General features: G+C 71.1%; 13 protein-coding genes. 6 read left to right on the top strand and 7 right to left on the bottom strand.

What is annotated here, in order from left to right; translation table 11 throughout:
• The first annotated feature begins 33 nt into the window (after positions 1 to 33).
• Genes ACFYZE_RS03255 through ACFYZE_RS03240 form a run of 4 tightly spaced genes read left to right on the top strand, consistent with a single transcriptional unit; the run spans position 34 to position 3,481 of the window.
• Positions 34 to 777 carry an enoyl-CoA hydratase family protein gene (locus tag ACFYZE_RS03255; RefSeq protein WP_388987740.1) on the top strand — a complete coding sequence of 248 codons (744 nt, stop codon included), beginning with the start codon at positions 34 to 36 and terminating at the stop codon, positions 775 to 777.
• Positions 778 to 1,671 carry a CoA transferase subunit A gene (locus ACFYZE_RS03250; protein ID WP_388987737.1) on the top strand — a complete coding sequence of 298 codons (894 nt, stop codon included), beginning with the start codon at positions 778 to 780 and terminating at the stop codon, positions 1,669 to 1,671.
• Positions 1,668 to 2,423 (top strand): CoA-transferase subunit beta, encoded by a 756-nt coding sequence (locus ACFYZE_RS03245; protein WP_388987734.1) that lies wholly within the window; start codon positions 1,668 to 1,670, stop codon positions 2,421 to 2,423. The genes ACFYZE_RS03250 and ACFYZE_RS03245 overlap by 4 nt, the downstream gene beginning before the upstream one ends.
• The gene (locus tag ACFYZE_RS03240) at positions 2,423 to 3,481 is read left to right on the top strand and encodes an NAD(P)H-dependent flavin oxidoreductase (RefSeq protein ID WP_388987731.1); all 1,059 of its coding nucleotides are present in this window, start codon (positions 2,423 to 2,425) and stop codon (positions 3,479 to 3,481) included. The genes ACFYZE_RS03245 and ACFYZE_RS03240 overlap by 1 nt, the downstream gene beginning before the upstream one ends.
• On the opposite strand, the gene ACFYZE_RS03235 is transcribed toward ACFYZE_RS03240, so the two are convergent.
• Genes ACFYZE_RS03235 through ACFYZE_RS03225 form a run of 3 tightly spaced genes read right to left on the bottom strand, consistent with a single transcriptional unit; the run spans position 3,465 to position 6,136 of the window.
• Positions 3,465 to 4,622, bottom strand: coding sequence for an acetyl-CoA C-acetyltransferase (locus ACFYZE_RS03235; RefSeq protein WP_388987728.1), 1,158 nt, complete (start codon positions 4,620 to 4,622; stop codon positions 3,465 to 3,467). The genes ACFYZE_RS03240 and ACFYZE_RS03235 overlap by 17 nt on opposite strands.
• Before the next feature lie 42 nt (positions 4,623 to 4,664).
• A complete protein-coding gene (locus tag ACFYZE_RS03230; protein WP_388987725.1) occupies positions 4,665 to 5,342 on the bottom strand; it encodes a TetR/AcrR family transcriptional regulator in 678 nt (225 codons plus the stop codon).
• A gap of 8 nt (positions 5,343 to 5,350) precedes the next feature.
• Complete coding sequence (locus ACFYZE_RS03225; RefSeq protein WP_388987722.1) at positions 5,351 to 6,136, bottom strand: SDR family oxidoreductase; 786 nt, start codon at positions 6,134 to 6,136, stop codon at positions 5,351 to 5,353.
• Positions 6,137 to 6,204: 68 nt separating this feature from the next.
• Here ACFYZE_RS03225 and ACFYZE_RS03220 point away from each other — a divergent pair, with 68 nt between their 5' ends.
• A complete protein-coding gene (locus ACFYZE_RS03220) occupies positions 6,205 to 7,341 on the top strand; it encodes an acyl-CoA dehydrogenase family protein (protein WP_388987719.1) in 1,137 nt (378 codons plus the stop codon).
• A gap of 28 nt (positions 7,342 to 7,369) precedes the next feature.
• Positions 7,370 to 8,323: an acyl-CoA dehydrogenase family protein gene (locus ACFYZE_RS03215; RefSeq protein ID WP_388987716.1), complete on the top strand. Its 954-nt coding sequence runs from the start codon at positions 7,370 to 7,372 to the stop codon at positions 8,321 to 8,323.
• 6 nt (positions 8,324 to 8,329) lie between these two features.
• Here ACFYZE_RS03215 and ACFYZE_RS03210 read toward each other — a convergent pair whose 3' ends face one another.
• The 4 genes from ACFYZE_RS03210 to ACFYZE_RS03195 all read right to left on the bottom strand — a co-directional run bounded on the left by ACFYZE_RS03210 (position 8,330) and on the right by ACFYZE_RS03195 (position 16,404).
• Complete coding sequence (locus tag ACFYZE_RS03210) at positions 8,330 to 9,049, bottom strand: vWA domain-containing protein (RefSeq protein WP_388987713.1); 720 nt, start codon at positions 9,047 to 9,049, stop codon at positions 8,330 to 8,332.
• Between the two features lie 205 nt (positions 9,050 to 9,254).
• Complete coding sequence (locus ACFYZE_RS03205) at positions 9,255 to 10,718, bottom strand: glutamate synthase subunit beta (RefSeq protein ID WP_388987710.1); 1,464 nt, start codon at positions 10,716 to 10,718, stop codon at positions 9,255 to 9,257.
• On the bottom strand, positions 10,711 to 15,306 hold the full coding sequence (gene gltB, locus ACFYZE_RS03200) for a glutamate synthase large subunit (RefSeq protein ID WP_388987941.1): 4,596 nt from the start codon (positions 15,304 to 15,306) through the stop codon (positions 10,711 to 10,713). Before gltB ends, ACFYZE_RS03205 begins: the two co-directional genes overlap by 8 nt.
• A gap of 366 nt (positions 15,307 to 15,672) precedes the next feature.
• Entirely contained in the window at positions 15,673 to 16,404 is a 732-nt protein-coding gene (locus ACFYZE_RS03195) for a VIT1/CCC1 transporter family protein (RefSeq protein ID WP_200416879.1), read from the bottom strand.
• Between the last annotated feature and the right edge of the window lie 21 nt (positions 16,405 to 16,425).

The raw sequence follows: 16,425 nt of genomic DNA, 5'->3' as shown, positions 1-16,425 counted from the left end.
CAAACGTTTGGTGGAAAGGTAGCTGATGTGCCCATGGGTGTCTCCACCTCGTGCCCGGGAAAAGGGGTCGCCGTCGTCACGGTCGACTTCCCGCCGGTGAATGCGCTGCCGGTGGCCGGGTGGTTCGCCCTGGCCGACGCCGTGCGGTCGGCGGGCCGCGACCGGGAGGTCCACTGTGTCGTGCTGGCCGCGCGGGGGCGCGGTTTCAACGCGGGTGTGGACATCAAGGAGATACAGGCCGGGGGCAGCGGCGCGCTGATCGGGGCCAACCGGGGGTGCTTCGAGGCGTTCGCGGCGGTGTACGAGTGCGAGGTGCCGGTCGTCGCCGCCGTGCAGGGGTTCTGCCTGGGCGGCGGGATAGGGCTCGTCGGCAACGCCGACGCGATCGTGGCGAGCGAGGACGCCGTCTTCGGGCTGCCCGAGCTGGACCGGGGCGCCCTGGGTGCGGCCACGCATCTGGCGCGGCTGGTTCCACCGCATCTGATGCGTGCCCTGTACTACACCGCGCGCACGGTGACGGCGGGCGAGTTGCATGCGCACGGCTCGGTGTGGCGGGTCGTGCCGCGGGACGGCCTCAGGGCGGCGGCGCTGGAGCTGGCCGGTGAGATCGCCGCCAAGGACGGTGAGCTGCTCCGGCTGGCCAAGGCCGCGCTCAACGGCATCGACCCGGTCGACGTGCGCCGAAGCTACCGCTTCGAGCAGGGCTTCACGTTCGAGGCGAACCTCAGCGGGGTGGCCGGCCGGGTCCGGGACACCTTCGGGAAGGAGGGCGGATAGGTGGGGGACAAGACGATGACCGCCGAGGAGGTCGTCTCCCGGCTGGAGAGCGGCATGACCCTCGGCATCGGGGGCTGGGGCTCGCGCCGTAAGCCGATGGCCCTGGTGCGGGCGCTGCTCCGCTCCGGGATCACCGATCTGACGGTCGTGTCCTACGGCGGTCCGGACGTCGGCATGCTCGCGGCGGCGGGGCGGATCCGGAGGCTGGTCGCCGCGTTCACGACCCTCGACTCGATCCCGCTCGAACCGCACTTCCGGGCGGCCCGGGAGAGCGGTGCGCTGGAGCTGGTGGAGGTCGACGAGGCGATGTTCATGTGGGGGCTGCGCGCGGCGGCGAACCGGCTGCCGTTCCTGCCGGTGCGGGCGGGCGTCGGCTCGGACGTGCTGCGGGTCAACCCCGGCCTGCGGACGGTGACGTCGCCGTACGGGGACGGGTGGCCCTTCACCGGCGACGGCGGGACCGCCTCGCCCGGCCCGCGCGAGGAGTTCGTGGCGATGCCCGCGCTGCGGATGGACGCCGCCCTGGTGCACGTCAACCGTGCCGACCGCCTGGGCAACGGCCAGTACCTGGGCCCGGACCCGTACTTCGACGACCTGTTCTGCGAGGCGGCCGACGCTGCGTACGTCTCGTGCGAGCGGATCGTGGACACCGCTGAGCTGACGAAGGAGGCCGCACCGCAGACCCTGCTGATCAAGCGGCACGCCGTGACGGGGGTGGTCCAGGCTCCGAACGGCGCGCACTTCACGTCCTGCGCACCCGACCACGACCGGGACGAGGCGTTCCAGAGGCACTACGCCACCACCGAGTGGGCCCGGTTCGCCGGGCGGTTCCTCACCGGGGACGAACACGCCTACCAGTCGGCCGTCCGGGCCTGGCACGAGGAGCGGTCATGAGCGGAGCGAGCCGCGCGGAGTACTGCGTGATCGCGTGCGCCGAGGCCTGGCGCGGCGCCGGGGAGATCCTCGCGAGCCCCATGGGCCCCATCCCGTCGATCGGGGCGCGGCTGGCGCGGCGGACCTTCGCCCCGGACCTGCTGCTCACCGACGGCGAGGCGATGCTGGTGGACGCCGACGGCACGGTGGAGGGCTGGTTGCCGTACCGGCAGCATCTGGAGCTGGTGACCGGCGGTCGGCGGCACGTGATGATGGGCGCCGGCCAGATCGACCGTTTCGGCAACCAGAACATCTCGTGCATCGGGGAGTGGGCAGAACCCCGGCGGCAGTTGCTCGGGGTGCGCGGAGCGCCGGTCAACACCCTCAACCATCCGACCAGTTACTGGATACCGCGGCATTCACGGCGGGTGTTCGTCGAGCGGGTCGACATGGTGTGCGGGGTGGGGTACGACCGGGCGGCCCGTCACCCGGTCACCGCCCGCTTCCACCACATCGCGCGCGTCGTGTCCGACCTCGGTGTGTTCGACTTCGACACCCCTGACCGGTCGATGCGGCTGGCCTCACTGCATCCGGGGGTGACGGTGGCGGAGGTGCGGCAGGCGACGGGCTTCGAGCCGACGGTCCCCGACGACGTTCCCTACACCCGTGAACCGACGACTGAGGAGCTGCGGTTGATCCGTGAGGTGATCGATCCGGACGGGACCCGGGAGCGGGAGGTGCCCGACCGGGTCGGTGAGGGCGGTGGGCTCTGATGGACACCGCCCTCACCCGGCTCGTCGGGGTCCGGCATCCGGTGGTGCAGACGGGCATGGGCTGGGTGGCCGGGCCCCGTCTGGTCTCCGCCGCGGCGGGCGCGGGCGCACTCGGGATCCTGGGCTCCGCGACCATGACGCTCGACCAGCTGCGGGAGGCGATACGGGAGGTCAGGGCACGGACGGACGCGCCGTTCGGCGTGAATCTGCGGGCGGACGCTCAGGACGCCGGCGATCGGGTGCGGATGCTCGTTGAGGAGGGCGTGCGGGTGGCGTCGTTCGCGCTGGCGCCGTCGGCCGAGCTGTTCGCCGAGCTGAAGGCGGCGGGGGTCGTCGTGATCCCGTCCGTGGGAGCGCGGCGGCATGCCGAGAAGGTGGCCTCCTGGGGTGCGGACGCGGTGATCGTGCAGGGCGGCGAGGGCGGCGGACACACGGGTGAGGTGGCGACGACGGTACTGCTGCCGCAGGTGGTGGACGCGGTCGACATCCCGGTGGTGGCGGCGGGCGGCTTCCATGACGGGCGCGGGCTGGTCGCGGCGCTGGCGTACGGGGCGGCGGGCATCGCGATGGGCACGCGGTTCCTGCTGACGTCGGACTCGACGGTGCCCGAGGCGGTGAAGGCGCGCTATCTGGCGGCGTCGGTGCGGGATGTGACGGTGACGACGGCGGTGGACGGGCTGCCGCACCGCATGCTGCGCACGCCGTTCGTGGACTCGCTGGAGCGCGTGGGCCGGGCGCGGGCGCTGCTGCGGGCGGTGCGCAGGGCGTCGGCGTTCAGGAGGCTGTCGGGTCTGACGTGGCCGCGGATGATCCGCGACGGCCTCGCCCTGAAGCACGGCAAGGAGCTGAGCTGGAGCCAGGTACTGCTGGCGGCGAACACGCCGATGCTGCTCAGGACCGCGATGGTTCAGGGGCGGACGGATCTCGGGGTGATGGCGTCCGGGCAGGTCGCCGGGGTGATCGACGACCTGCCGTCGTGTGCGGAGCTGGTGGGGCGGATCATGACGGAGGCGGAGGGGGTGCTCGGGTCCTTGGAAGGGTTCAGAGCCGTTCGATGATCGTCACGTTGGCCTGGCCGCCGCCTTCGCACATCGTCTGCAGACCCAAGCGGCCGCCGGTGCGCTCGAGCTCGTTCAGGAGGGTGGTCATCAGCTTGGCTCCGGTGGCACCCAAGGGGTGGCCGAGGGCGATGGCGCCGCCGTTGACGTTGACCTTCTCCGGGTCGGCGCCGGTCTCCTTCAGCCAGGCGAGGACGACCGGGGCGAACGCCTCGTTGATCTCGACGAGGTCGATGTCGTCGATCGTGAGCCCGGTCCTCTTGAGGGCGTGCGCGGTCGCCGGAATGGGGGCCGTCAGCATGCGGATCGGGTCCTCGCCGCGCACCGAGAGGTGGTGGACCCGGGCGCGCGGGGTCAGCCGGTGTTCCCGTACGGCCCGCTCCGAGGCCAGCAGCAGGGCCGCCGCGCCGTCGGAGACCTGCGAGGAGCAGGCGGCGGTGACGGTGCCGCCCTCCAGGACCGGCTTCAGCTCGGCCATCTTCTCCAGGGAGGTGTCCCGGCGCGGGCCTTCGTCGACCGTGACGTCCCCGTAGGCGACGGTCTCCTTCTCGAAGCGGCCCTCGTCGATGGCGCGCACCGCCCGCCGGTGCGAGCGGAGGGCGTACTCCTCCTGGTCGCGCCGGGTGATGCCCCACTTGGCGGCGATCATCTCGGCGCCGACGAACTGGTTGACGGGCTGGTCGCCGTAGCGGGCTCGCCAGCCCTCGCTGCCCGCGAACGGCCCCTCGGTCATGCCGAGCGGTTCGGCGGCCTGACGGGAGGCGAAGGCGATCGGGATCTGCGACATGTTCTGCACCCCGCCCGCGACCACCAGGTCCTGGGTGCCGGACATGACGGCCTGTGCCGCGAAGTGCACGGCCTGCTGGGAGGAGCCGCACTGCCGGTCGACGGTCACGCCGGGCACCTCCTGCGGCAGTCCGGCGGCCAGCCAGCAGGTGCGCGCGACGTCCCCGGCCTGCGGCCCGACGGTGTCCAGACAGCCGAGGACGACGTCGTCCACGGCGGACGGGTCCACGCCCGAGCGCTCCATGAGGGCTTTCAGAACGTGTGCGCCCAGGTCGGCCGGATGGACCGCGCTGAGCCCGCCCCGGCGCCGCCCGACGGGCGTACGGACCGCTTCGACGATGTAGGCCTCGGCCATGGTGGACTCCCTCGTGCAGGACGACGGTTCACATACGGCTGCTCACGTGCTTCTGTGCTCCTGCTGTTCCTCGCGTACGGCGATCCCGTCGAGCACCATCGACAGGTACTGGCGGGCGATCTCCTCCGGGCTGTGCTGTCCACCGGGCCGGTACCAGGAGGCGGCGACCCACACGGTGTCGCGCACGAACCGGTAGGTGAGCCGGACGTCCAGATCGGCCCGGAAGACCCGCTCGGCGACGCCCCGTTCCAGGGTGGACAGCCACGCCTTCTCGAACTTGCGTTGCGACTCGGCGAGGAACGCGAACCGTTCCTGCACCGCCAGCTGCTTGGACTCCTTCTGGTAGATCGCGACGGCCGCGCGGTGCCGGTCGATCTCCCGGAAGGACTCGGTGACCAGTGCCTCCAGCGTCTCCCGCGGGCCGAGGCCGGCGTCCAGGACGGTGTCGTAGCCGTCCCACAGCTCGTCCAGGAAGGTGCGCAGGATCTCCTCCAGCATCGACTCCTTGGAGTCGAAGTGGTAGTAGAGGCTGCCCGCGAGCATTCCGGCGTGGTCGGCGATCGTGCGTACGGTGGTGGCGTTGTAGCCCTGCTCGGCGAAGACCTCGGCGGCGGTGTCGAGGAGTTCGCGGCGGCGGGCGGGCGCGGCGGTCACCTGTGGCTTCTTGTTGGTCGGCTTGGTCGGCACGGATCCATTGTGATCCCGGGCGCGCGGGTCCATCGCCGGGCCTAGGGATGCCGGCTGCTGACGGCGACGACCTCGCCGGTCATGTACGAGGAGTAGCCGGACGCCAGGAAGACGATCACGTTGGCCACCTCCCACGGCTCGGCGTGCCGCCCGAACGCCTCTCCCGCGGTCAGCTCCTGAAGGAGTTCGGGGGTCGTGACCTTCACCAGGTGCGGATGCAGGGCGAGGCTCGGCGCGACCGCGTTGACCCGCACGCCGTAAGGGGCCGCCTCCATGGCCGCGCACCGGGTCAGGGCCATCACGCCCGCCTTCGCGGCGGCGTAGTGGGCCTGTCCGGCCTGGGCGCGCCAGCCGAGCACCGAGGCGTTGTTGACGATCACGCCACCGCCGGCCTCCTTCATCGCGCGCAGGGCGGCGCGCAGGCACCGGAAGGTGCCGCTCAGTGTCACGTCCAGCACGCGCGACCACTGCTCGTCGGTCATGTCGACGAGCGCGGCGGTGCCGCCCAGGCCGGCGTTGTTGACGACGACGTCGAGTCGGCCATGGGTCCGGACGGCGGTGTCGAAGAGGGCCCGGACCTGGGTCTCGTCGGTCACGTCGCACGGCAGCGCGGTCACCGAGCCCTCGAACTCCCCGGCCAGCTCCGCCTCGCACCGCTTGAGGCGGCGCACGTGCGCGTCGCTGATCAGGACACGCGCGCCCTCCTCCAGGAACCGGCGCGCGGTCGCGCCGCCGATCCCCGCACCGGCCGCCGCGGTGATCACCGCGGTGCGCCCCCGCAGCAGCCCGTGGCCGGGTACGTACGCCGGACTCTCGACGCCTGTCATGAGGCCACGCTAACCTACCAAACACTTGTTAGGGAAGATTGGCGAGGAACGGCGGAAGGACGGAGCTCGTGGACCTGACCCACTCCCCCGCGGACGAGGCCTTCCGCGCCGAGGCGCGGGCCTGGCTCGCGACCCATGTGCCCGCGGCTCCGCTGCCCTCGCTGGAGACCGAGGAGGGCTTCGCGGCGCACCGGATGTGGGAGGCGGAACTGGCCGCGCACCGCTGGTCGGTGGTGTCCTGGCCGACCGCGTACGGGGGGCGGGGCGAGGGGCTGGTGCGGTGGCTGATCTTCGAGGAGGAGTACTACGCGGCCGGCGCACCGGGCCGGGTGAGCCAGAACGGGATCCATCTGCTGGCGCCCACCCTGTTCGACCACGGCACCGAGGAGCAGCGGGCCCGGGTGCTGCCGCCGATGGGGCGCGGGGAGGTGGTCTGGGCGCAGGCGTGGTCGGAGCCGGAGGCCGGTTCGGACCTGGCCTCCCTGCGGTCAAGAGCGGTGCGCACGGACGGCGGCTGGCGTTTGAGCGGGCAGAAGACCTGGTCGTCGCGGGCGGCCTTCGCGGATCGGGCGTTCGGGTTGTTCCGCAGCGAACCGGAGGCACCGAAGCACCAGGGGCTGACCTATCTGATGTTCGACCTGCGCGCGCCCGGAGTGACGGTCCGACCGATCGACCGCCTCGACGGGAAACCGGCGTTCGCCGAGCTGTTCCTGGACGAGGTGTTCGTGCCCGACGAGGACGTGATCGGCGAGCCGGGCGAGGGCTGGCGGATCGCGATGTCGGCAGCCGGCAACGAACGCGGGCTCACCCTCCGCTCCCCCGGCCGCTACCTGGCCGCCGCCGACCGGCTGGTGGAGCTGTGGCGGGAGCGCGGATGCCCGGTGCGGGCACAGGACCGGGTGGCCGACGCGGTGATCGGCGCCCGCGCCTACCAGCTCTTCACATACGCGGGCGCGTCCCGCCTCCTTCACGGCGAGCCGCTGGGTCCCGAGTCCAGCATGAACAAGGTGTTCTGGTCGGAGCACGACATCGCGCTGCACGAGACGGCTCTGGATCTGCTGGGCGGAGAAGGCGAGCTGGCGGACACCGGCTGGGCGGAGGGGTACGTCTTCTCCCTCGCGGGGCCCATCTACGCCGGCACGAACGAGATCCAGCGCGACATCATCGCCGAACGCCTGCTCGGCCTGCCGAAGGGCCGCCGCTGATGCGCCCGCTCCCGAAAGGCCATGGCTGATGCGTTTCCTGCTCACCGATGAACAGCGCGCGTTCGCGGGCTCGTTGCACGCGCTGCTGACCGCTGCCGACACCCCCTCGGTCGTACGGGCCTGGGGCGCCGGCGACCCGATGGCGGGCCGGGCGCTGTGGTCCCGGATCGCGCAGGCGGGCGTCTTCGCACTGGCGGTCCCGGAGGCGTACGAAGGGGTGGGGCCGCTTCCCGTGGAACTGACCGTGGCCTTCGTGGAGTTGGGGCGGCACGCGGTGCCGGGCCCGCTGGTGGAGACGGTGCTCGCGGCGGCGCTCCTGTCCGGACGGCCCGAGCCCGCCGGGCGGCTCCTGCCCCAGCTGGCGTCGGGCGAGGCGATGGCCACGGTGGGCGCACCGTACGCCCTGGACGCGGACACCGCGGACCTCGTCCTCGCTCTCAGGGACGGCCAGGTATGGCGGGCACCGGGCGCCCGGGACATACGCCCGTCCCTGGACCCTGCCCGGCGCCTTGCCACCCCGCTCCCCGGTGGGGAACTGCTCTCCCCCGCCGTCCCCCCGGACGCCGTCCTCTGGGCCCGCCTCGCCACCGCGGCCCAGGCGCTCGGCGTGGGGCTGGCCCTCCTCGACAGGACCGTCGCCCATGTCGGGCAACGCGTCCAGTTCGGTGTCCCCACAGGCTCCTTCCAGGCCGTCAAACACCGTCTGGCCGACGCGAAGATCGCCCTGGAGTTCGCGCGTCCGTTGCTCTTCGGAGCGGCCCTGTCCATGACGCCGGCGGACGTGGCCGCCGCCAAGGTCGCGGCCTGCGAGGCTGCGTACGCGAGCGCCCGGACCGCGCTCCAACTGCACGGGGCGATCGGCTACACCGCCGAGTACGACCTGTCCCTGTGGCTGACCAAGGCGCGTGCGCTGCGCACGGCGTGGGGTGGGCCCGCGCAGTGCCGGGCCACCGTCCTCAGTGGTGTCGACCCCGGCACATGAGCACGCTCACGTCACGATGCCGAGCGCCCGCGCCGCCGCGAGCCACTGCGGGAACTCTCCCACCAGACGGTCGTACAGCTCGGCGTCGGGGACAGTCCGCGGGTCCGTACCGGCGTGGAAGAACCCGGCGTTGTCGACGACCCGCTTCCCGGGCACCGCCAGCTCGTCGAGCCTGCGCAGGAAGTCGAACTGCTTGCTGTCCGGGTCTCCGAACCCGATGAACTGCCAGAACATGGGCAGCTTGGCGGCCCTGCACAGATACCGTTCCGCGGCGAGCTTGTCGGTGGGCCCGCCGTCGGTCTGGAAGACGACGAGGGCCGGCTCCCGGGTGCCGCTGTCGAGGTAGTGGTCGATGACGGCGTCCATCGCCACGTGGTAGCCGGTTCTGCCCATGTGCCCGAGCCCGGAGACGATCCGGTCGATACGGCCCCGGTGGTCGGCCAGGGAGATGTCGGAGACGGCGTCGACATCGGTGGAGAAGAAGACGACCGGCACGCTTCCGTCGTCGTCGAGATGCGCGGAGAGCCCCAGCACACGTTCGGCGAGCGCCTGCACGCTGCCGTCCTTGTAGTAGGGCCGCATGGACCCGGAGTGGTCGACCACGAGGTAGACGGCGGCCCGCTGCCCGTCGAGGCCGTGCTTGCGCAGCGATACCCCGGCGGTCTTGTACAGGCCGACCAGCGCGGGGGCGGTCTGCTCCACCTTGGTGAGGCTGATCGCGGCCATGGAGCTCCCTCTTCGGTGCGGTGCGGGAACGCCGAGGTTACGCCACGAAGTCTTCTGGTTGGGCCCTGGCAGGGTCACCCGACTGACCGGCCGAGCAGCGGACATGCGACGGCGCCTGCCAGGTCGTCCGGTCGGGGACAAGGTGGCAGGCGCCGTCTGTGTTCCGTACGCCTTTGTACGGGACGTCTGTTGGTCGATCCCTGCGTCAGACCGTCAGTGCGCGGTCCGTCGGCCGGATCGGGGCCGGCAGGTCGCTGGCGCCGGTGAGGTAGCGGTCGACGCCGCGGGCGGCCGAGCGGCCCTCGGCGATCGCCCAGACGATCAGCGACTGGCCGCGGCCCGCGTCACCGGCCACGAACACGCCCGGCACGTTCGTCTGGAAGTCGGCGTCGCGCGCGATGTTGCCGCGCTCGTCCAGCGCCAGGCCGAGCTGCTCGACCAGGCCGTTCTGCTGGTCGGTGCCGGTGAAGCCCATGGCGAGGGTGACCAGCTGGGCGGGGATCTTCCGTTCGGTGCCCGGCTTCTGCGTCAGCTTGCCGTCCACGAACTCGACCTCGGCCAGGTGCAGCCACTGCACGTTGCCGTCCTCGTCGCCCTCGAAGTGGGTCGTCGAGGCGGAGTAGATCCGCTCGCCGCCCTCCTCGTGGGCCGAGGTGACCTTGTAGAGGATCGGGAAGGTCGGCCACGGCTGGTTCGTGGGGTGCCGCTCGTCGTTCGGGCGGGGCATGATCTCCAGCTGCGTGACGGAGGCCGCGCCCTGGCGGTGGGCGGTGCCCACGCAGTCCGCGCCCGTGTCGCCTCCGCCGATCACGACGACGTGCTTGCCCTCGGCCGAGATCGGGGCGGTGACGTAGTCGCCCTCCTGGACCTTGTTGGCCAGGGGCAGGTACTCCATCGCCTGGTAGATGCCCTTGAGCTCACGGCCGGGCACCGGGAGGTCGCGAGCGGTGGTGGCGCCCGCGGCGATCACGATCGCGTCGTACCGCTTGCGCAGGTCGGACGCCTTCAGGTCACGGCCGATCTCGATGCCCGTACGGAAGCGGGTGCCCTCCGCGCGCATCTGCTCGATACGGCGGTTGATGTGCCGCTTCTCCATCTTGAACTCGGGGATGCCGTAGCGGAGCAGACCGCCGATGCGGTCCGCGCGCTCGTACACGGCCACCGTGTGGCCGGCCCGGGTCAGCTGCTGGGCGGCGGCGAGACCGGCGGGGCCGGATCCGATCACCGCGACCGTCTTGCCCGACAGGCGCTCGGGGGCCTGCGGCTTGACGTCGCCGCTGTCCCACGCCTTGTCGATGATCGAGACCTCGACGTTCTTGATGGTGACCGGCGGCTGGTTGATGCCGAGCACGCACGCCGACTCGCACGGAGCGGGGCACAGGCGGCCGGTGAACTCCGGGAAGTTGTTCGTGGCGTGCAGCCGCTCGGAGGCGGCCGTCCAGTCCTCGCGGTAGGCGTAGTCGTTCCACTCGGGGATCAGGTTCCCGAGCGGACAGCCGTTGTGGCAGAACGGGATGCCGCAGTCCATGCACCGGCTGGCCTGCTTGCTGATGATCGGCAGCAGGGAGCCGGGGACGTAGACCTCGTTCCAGTCCCTGACGCGCTCCTCGACGGGGCGGGACTTGGCGACCTCGCGGCCGTGGTTCAGGAAGCCCTTGGGATCAGCCATTGGTCGCCGCCTCCATCATCTTCTCGTGGGTCTCGGTCTCGGTCAGACCGGCTCGCTCGGCGGCGTCCTTGGCGGCGAGCACTGCCTTGTACGTGCTGGGGATGATCTTGCTGAAGCGGGTCACGGCCGTGTCCCACTCGGCGAGGAGCTTCTCGGCCACGGTCGAGCCGGTCTCCTCCTGGTGGCGGCGCACCACGTCGTGCAGCCACTGCTTGTCGGCGTCGTCCGGGGCCTCGACGGCGGCCAGGTTGCCGGCGTTGACGTTGTCGCGGTCCAGGTCGATGACGTACGCGACACCGCCCGACATACCGGCCGCGAAGTTGCGGCCCGTCTCGCCGAGGACCACCGCGTGGCCGCCGGTCATGTACTCGCAGCCGTGGTCGCCCACGCCCTCCGCGACGACCAGCGCGCCGGAGTTGCGGACGCAGAACCGCTCGCCGACCTTGCCCCGCAGGAACATCTCGCCGCTGGTCGCGCCGTAGGCGAGGGTGTTGCCCGCGATCACGCTGTACTCGGCGAGGTGGTCGGCGGCGCGGTCCGGCCGGACGACGATCCGGCCACCGGACAGGCCCTTGCCGACGTAGTCGTTGGCGTCGCCCTCCAGGCGCAGGGTGACACCGCGCGGCACGAAGGCGCCGAAGGACTGGCCCGCGGAGCCCGTGAAGGTGATGTCGATCGTGTCGTCGGGCAGGCCCGCGCCGCCGAACTTCTTCGTCACCTCGTGGCCGAGCATGGTGCCGACCGTGCGGTTGATGTTGCGGATCGCGACCTGGGCGCGCACCGGCTGGGCGTCGGCCTGGGAGTCCGCGTTCAGGGCGTCGGCGGCGAGCTTGATCAGCTCGTTGTCGAGCGCCTTCTCCAGACCGTGGTCCTGCGCGATCACCTGGCGGCGCACCGCGCCCTCGGGCAGCTCGGGCACGTGGAACAGCGGCTCCAGGTCCAGGCCCTGCGCCTTCCAGTGGTTCACCGCGCGGGTGACGTCCAGGACCTCGGCGTGGCCGACGGCCTCCTCGATGGAGCGGAAGCCCAGCTCGGCGAGCAGCTCGCGGACCTCCTCCGCGATGAACTGGAAGAAGTTCACGACGAACTCGGCCTTGCCGGAGAACCGCTCGCGCAGGACCGGGTTCTGCGTGGCGATGCCGACCGGGCAGGTGTCCAGGTGGCAGACGCGCATCATGACGCAGCCGGAGACGACGAGCGGAGCGGTCGCGAAACCGAACTCCTCGGCGCCGAGCAGCGCGGCGATGACCACGTCACGGCCGGTCTTCAGCTGGCCGTCGGTCTGCACGACGATGCGGTCGCGCAGACCGTTGAGCAGCAGGGTCTGCTGGGTCTCGGCGAGGCCGAGCTCCCAGGGACCGCCGGCGTGCTTCAGCGAGGTGAGCGGGGAGGCGCCCGTGCCGCCGTCGTGGCCGGAGATGAGGACCACGTCCGCGTGCGCCTTGGACACACCGGCCGCGACCGTGCCGACGCCGACCTCGGAGACCAGCTTCACGTGGACGCGGGCCTGCGGGTTGGCGTTCTTCAGGTCGTGGATCAGCTGCGCCAGGTCCTCGATGGAGTAGATGTCGTGGTGCGGCGGCGGGGAGATGAGCCCCACGCCCGGCGTCGAGTGCCGGGTCTTGGCCACCCACGGGTACACCTTGTGGCCGGGCAGCTGGCCGCCCTCACCGGGCTTGGCGCCCTGGGCCATCTTGATCTGGATGTCGTCCGCGTTGACCAGGTACTCGGAGGTCACGCCGAAGCGGCCGGAGGCCACCTGCTTGATCGCCGAGCGGCGCGCCGGGTCGTACAGGCGCTCCGGGTCCTCGCCGCCCTCACCGGTGTTGGACTTGCCGCCCAGCTGGTTCATGGCGATGGCGAGGGTCTCGTGCGCCTCCTGGGAGATGGAGCCGTACGACATGGCGCCCGTGGAGAACCGCTTGACGATCGACGAGACCGGCTCGACCTCCTCGATCGGGATCGGCTTCCGGTCCGACTTGAAGCCGAACAGGCCGCGCAGCGTCATCAGGCGCTCGGACTGCTCGTTCACGCGGGCCGTGTACTTCTTGAAGACGTCGAAGCGTCCGGTGCGCGTGGAGTGCTGGAGGCGGAAGACCGTCTCCGGGTCGAACAGGTGCGGCTCGCCCTCACGACGCCACTGGTACTCGCCGCCGATCTCCAGCGCGCGGTGCGCCGGAGCGATGCCGGAGGCCGGGTAGGCCTTGGCGTGGCGGGCGGCGACCTCCTTGGCGATGACGTCGATGCCGACGCCGCCGATCTTGGTGGCGGTGCCGTTGAAGTACTTCTCGACGAAGGCCTCGTCCAGGCCGACGGCCTCGAAGACCTGGGCGCCGCGGTAGGAGGCGACCGTCGAGATGCCCATCTTGGACATGACCTTCAGGACGCCCTTGCCGAGGGCGTAGATCAGGTTGCGGATGGCCTTCTCGGGCTCGACACCCGGCAGGAACGTGCCTGCGCGGACGAGGTCCTCGACGGACTCCATCGCCAGGTACGGGTTGACGGCGGCGGCGCCGTAGCCGATGAGCAGGGCGACGTGGTGGACCTCGCGGACGTCGCCGGCCTCGACCAGCAGGCCCACCTGGGTGCGCTGCTTGGTGCGGATGAGGTGGTGGTGGACGGCCGCGGTGAGCAGCAGCGACGGGATCGGCGCGTGCTCGGCGTCCGAGTGGCGGTCCGACAGGACGATCAGGCGGGCGCCGTTCTCGATGGCGGCGTCGGCCTCGGCGCAGATCTCCTCGAGGCGCGCGGCGAGGGCGTCACCGCCGCCGTGCACCCGGTACAGGCCGGACAGCGTGGCGGCCTTGAAGCCGGGCATGTCGCCGTCGGCGTTGATGTGGATGAGCTTGGCCAGCTCGTCGTTGTCGATCACCGGGAAGGGCAGCACGACGGAGCGACAGGAGGCCGCGGTCGGCTCCAGCAGGTTGCCCTGCGGGCCCAGCGAGGAACGCAGCGAGGTGACCAGCTCCTCGCGGATCGCGTCCAGCGGCGGGTTGGTGACCTGCGCGAACAGCTGGGTGAAGTAGTCGAAGAGCAGGCGCGGACGCTCGGACAGCGCGGCGATCGGCGAGTCGGTGCCCATGGAGCCGATCGGCTCGGCGCCGGTCTTGGCCATCGGGGCGAGGATGACGCGCAGCTCCTCCTCGGTGTAGCCGAAGGTCTGCTGGCGGCGGGTGACCGAGGCGTGGGTGTGCACGATGTGCTCGCGCTCGGGCAGATCGCCCAGCTCGATCTCGCCGGCCTCCAGCCACTCGGCGTAGGGCTGCTCGGCGGCGAGGGTCGCCTTGATCTCGTCGTCCTCGATGATGCGGTGCTCGGCGGTGTCGACGAGGAACATGCGGCCGGGCTGCAGGCGGCCCTTGCGGACGACCTTGGCGGGGTCGATGTCGAGGACGCCGACCTCGGAGCCGAGCACGACGAGACCGTCGTCGGTCACCCAGTAGCGGCCGGGACGCAGACCGTTGCGGTCGAGCACGGCGCCGACCTGGGTGCCGTCGGTGAAGGTGACGCAGGCCGGGCCGTCCCAGGGCTCCATCATCGTGGAGTGGTACTGGTAGAAGGCGCGCCGGGCCGGGTCCATGGAGTCGTGGTTCTCCCACGCCTCCGGGATCATCATCAGCACGGAGTGCGGCAGGGAGCGGCCCCCGAGGTGGAGCAGCTCGAGCACCTCGTCGAAGGAGGCCGAGTCGGACGCGTCCGGGGTGCAGATCGGGAAGATCCGCTCCAGCTTGTCCTGCTCACCGAACAGGTCGGAGATCAGCTGCGACTCGCGGGCGACCATCCAGTTGCGGTTGCCCTTGACCGTGTTGATCTCGCCGTTGTGCGCGACGAAGCGGTACGGGTGGGCGAGCGGCCAGCTCGGGAAGGTGTTCGTGGAGAACCGCGAGTGGACGAGCGCGATGGCCGTGGCGAAGCGGCGGTCGGACAGGTCCGGGAAGAAGGGCTCGAGCTGGCCGGTGGTCAGCATGCCCTTGTACACGATCGTGCGCGCGGACAGTGACGGGAAGTACACGCCGGCCTCGCGCTCGGCGCGCTTGCGCAGCACGAACGCCTTGCGGTCGAGGTCGATGCCCTTGCTCACGCCGTCCGTCACGAACAGCTGGCGGAAGGCCGGCATCGTCGAGCGGGCGGTGGCACCGAGCAGCTCAGGAGCGACCGGGACCTCGCGCCAGCCCAGGACGGTCAGGCCCTCCTCGGCGGCGATCGCCTCGATCGCCGAGGCGGCCCCGGCGGTGCCGTCCTCGGGCAGGAAGGCGATACCGACGGCGTAGGCGCCCGCCTCGGGCAGTTCAAATCCGGCCACCTCGCGGAAGAAGGCGTCGGGGACCTGGGAAAGGATGCCGGCGCCGTCACCCGAGTCGGGCTCGGAGCCGGTGGCACCGCGGTGTTCCAGGTTGCGCAGAACCGTGAGCGCCTGCTCGACCAGCGCATGGCTCGCCTCGCCGGTGAGGGTGGCCACGAAGCCGACGCCACAGGCGTCGTGCTCGTTGCGGGGGTCGTACATACCCTGCGCAGCAGGGCGAGCATCCATGAAGGACCAGTTCTGGCCATTCGCGGAGTGCTGGGACGGCTGGCGCGGCGTACGCATCGGCTCTCCCGTCGTCGTCATGTGGCATATGCAGGTGCCGAGGGACGACGTTGGCCCTCTGCGAAGAGTCAAAATTTCGTGCAGGTTACATGATGGAGCGGTTCTCGGGAACCGGGATAGACCGTTCCAACATGCGGACATCGCCGGGGCGTGGCGCGGGTTCCACGCACGGCGACGGAGTGGAGGGGGCACAAGCGGACAGATCAGTGTCCGTCGACCCGGGCACGGAAGGCAACATCGCCCACCGCGAGGGGTGCGGAGCAGGCCTCATTGCCCGCGGCGCGTACGGCTCATGCCCGCTGGTTAAGCACGCGAAACCGTCGAGTAACAACTATTTATGCGGTCCCTCGCATAACTAGCCTGCGCTTATCGTACGGCCGTACCGAACAAAGTGCCCAGGACGTACGTCACACCCGCCGCGGCACCACCGAGGGCGAGCTGCCTGAAGCCGCTGTACCACCAGCTGCGCGCGGTCACCTTGGCCACGACGGCGCCGCACGCGAAGAGCCCGAGGAGCGCGAGAAGCACGGCGGGCCACAGGGCGTGGGCACCGAGCAGATAGGGCAGGAGGGGCAGCAGGGCGCCGAGCGCGAAGGACCCGAAGCTGGAGACGGCGGCCACAAGCGGGGAAGGCAGGTCGCCCGGGTCGATGCCGAGCTCCTCGCGGGCGTGTATTTCCAGGGCCTGCTCTGGGTCGCGGGACAGCTGCTTGGCGACCTCGCGGGCCAGTGCGGGCTCGACGCCGCGCGCCTCGTACAGCGCCGCCAGCTCCTCCTCCTCGTCCTCCGGGTGCTTCCTCAGCTCCCGCCGCTCGACATCGAGCTCGGCCTCGACCAGCTCACGCTGCGAGGCGACGGAGGTGTACTCGCCTGCGGCCATGGAGAAGGCCCCGGCGGCCAGACCCGCGAGGCCCGTGATGATGATCGTCTGCTGGCTGACGGATCCGCCCGCGACACCCGTCATCAGGGCCAAGTTGGACACCAGCCCGTCCATCGCGCCGAACACGGCCGGACGCAGCCAGCCCCCGTTGACATCCCGGTGGGTGTGGTTGTCCCGGTGCGCCTCGTGCAGCGTCGCTTCGGTCTCGATGATGGCCATGAAGTTCCCCAGGAAGCTTAG

The sequence above is a fragment of the Streptomyces sp. NPDC001796 genome (genome assembly GCF_042892355.1).
Classification (GTDB): domain Bacteria; phylum Actinomycetota; class Actinomycetes; order Streptomycetales; family Streptomycetaceae; genus Streptomyces.
The sequence above is the reverse complement of the archived record's forward strand: the minus strand, read 5'-3'. Positions and strand labels throughout refer to the sequence as shown.

Coding starts and splice junctions, on each gene's coding strand:
- ACFYZE_RS03255 (WP_388987740.1), top strand. CDS start 34: ATGGGTGTCTCCACCTCGTGCCCGGGAAAAGGGGTCGCCGTCGTCACG.
- ACFYZE_RS03245 (WP_388987734.1), top strand. CDS start 1,668: ATGAGCGGAGCGAGCCGCGCGGAGTACTGCGTGATCGCGTGCGCCGAG.
- ACFYZE_RS03240 (WP_388987731.1), top strand. CDS start 2,423: ATGGACACCGCCCTCACCCGGCTCGTCGGGGTCCGGCATCCGGTGGTG.
- ACFYZE_RS03235 (WP_388987728.1), bottom strand. CDS start 4,622: ATGGCCGAGGCCTACATCGTCGAAGCGGTCCGTACGCCCGTCGGGCGG.
- ACFYZE_RS03230 (WP_388987725.1), bottom strand. CDS start 5,342: ATGGACCCGCGCGCCCGGGATCACAATGGATCCGTGCCGACCAAGCCG.
- ACFYZE_RS03225 (WP_388987722.1), bottom strand. CDS start 6,136: ATGACAGGCGTCGAGAGTCCGGCGTACGTACCCGGCCACGGGCTGCTG.
- ACFYZE_RS03215 (WP_388987716.1), top strand. CDS start 7,370: ATGCGTTTCCTGCTCACCGATGAACAGCGCGCGTTCGCGGGCTCGTTG.
- ACFYZE_RS03210 (WP_388987713.1), bottom strand. CDS start 9,049: ATGGCCGCGATCAGCCTCACCAAGGTGGAGCAGACCGCCCCCGCGCTG.
- ACFYZE_RS03205 (WP_388987710.1), bottom strand. CDS start 10,718: ATGGCTGATCCCAAGGGCTTCCTGAACCACGGCCGCGAGGTCGCCAAG.
- gltB (WP_388987941.1), bottom strand. CDS start 15,306: ATGCGTACGCCGCGCCAGCCGTCCCAGCACTCCGCGAATGGCCAGAAC.
- ACFYZE_RS03195 (WP_200416879.1), bottom strand. CDS start 16,404: ATGGCCATCATCGAGACCGAAGCGACGCTGCACGAGGCGCACCGGGAC.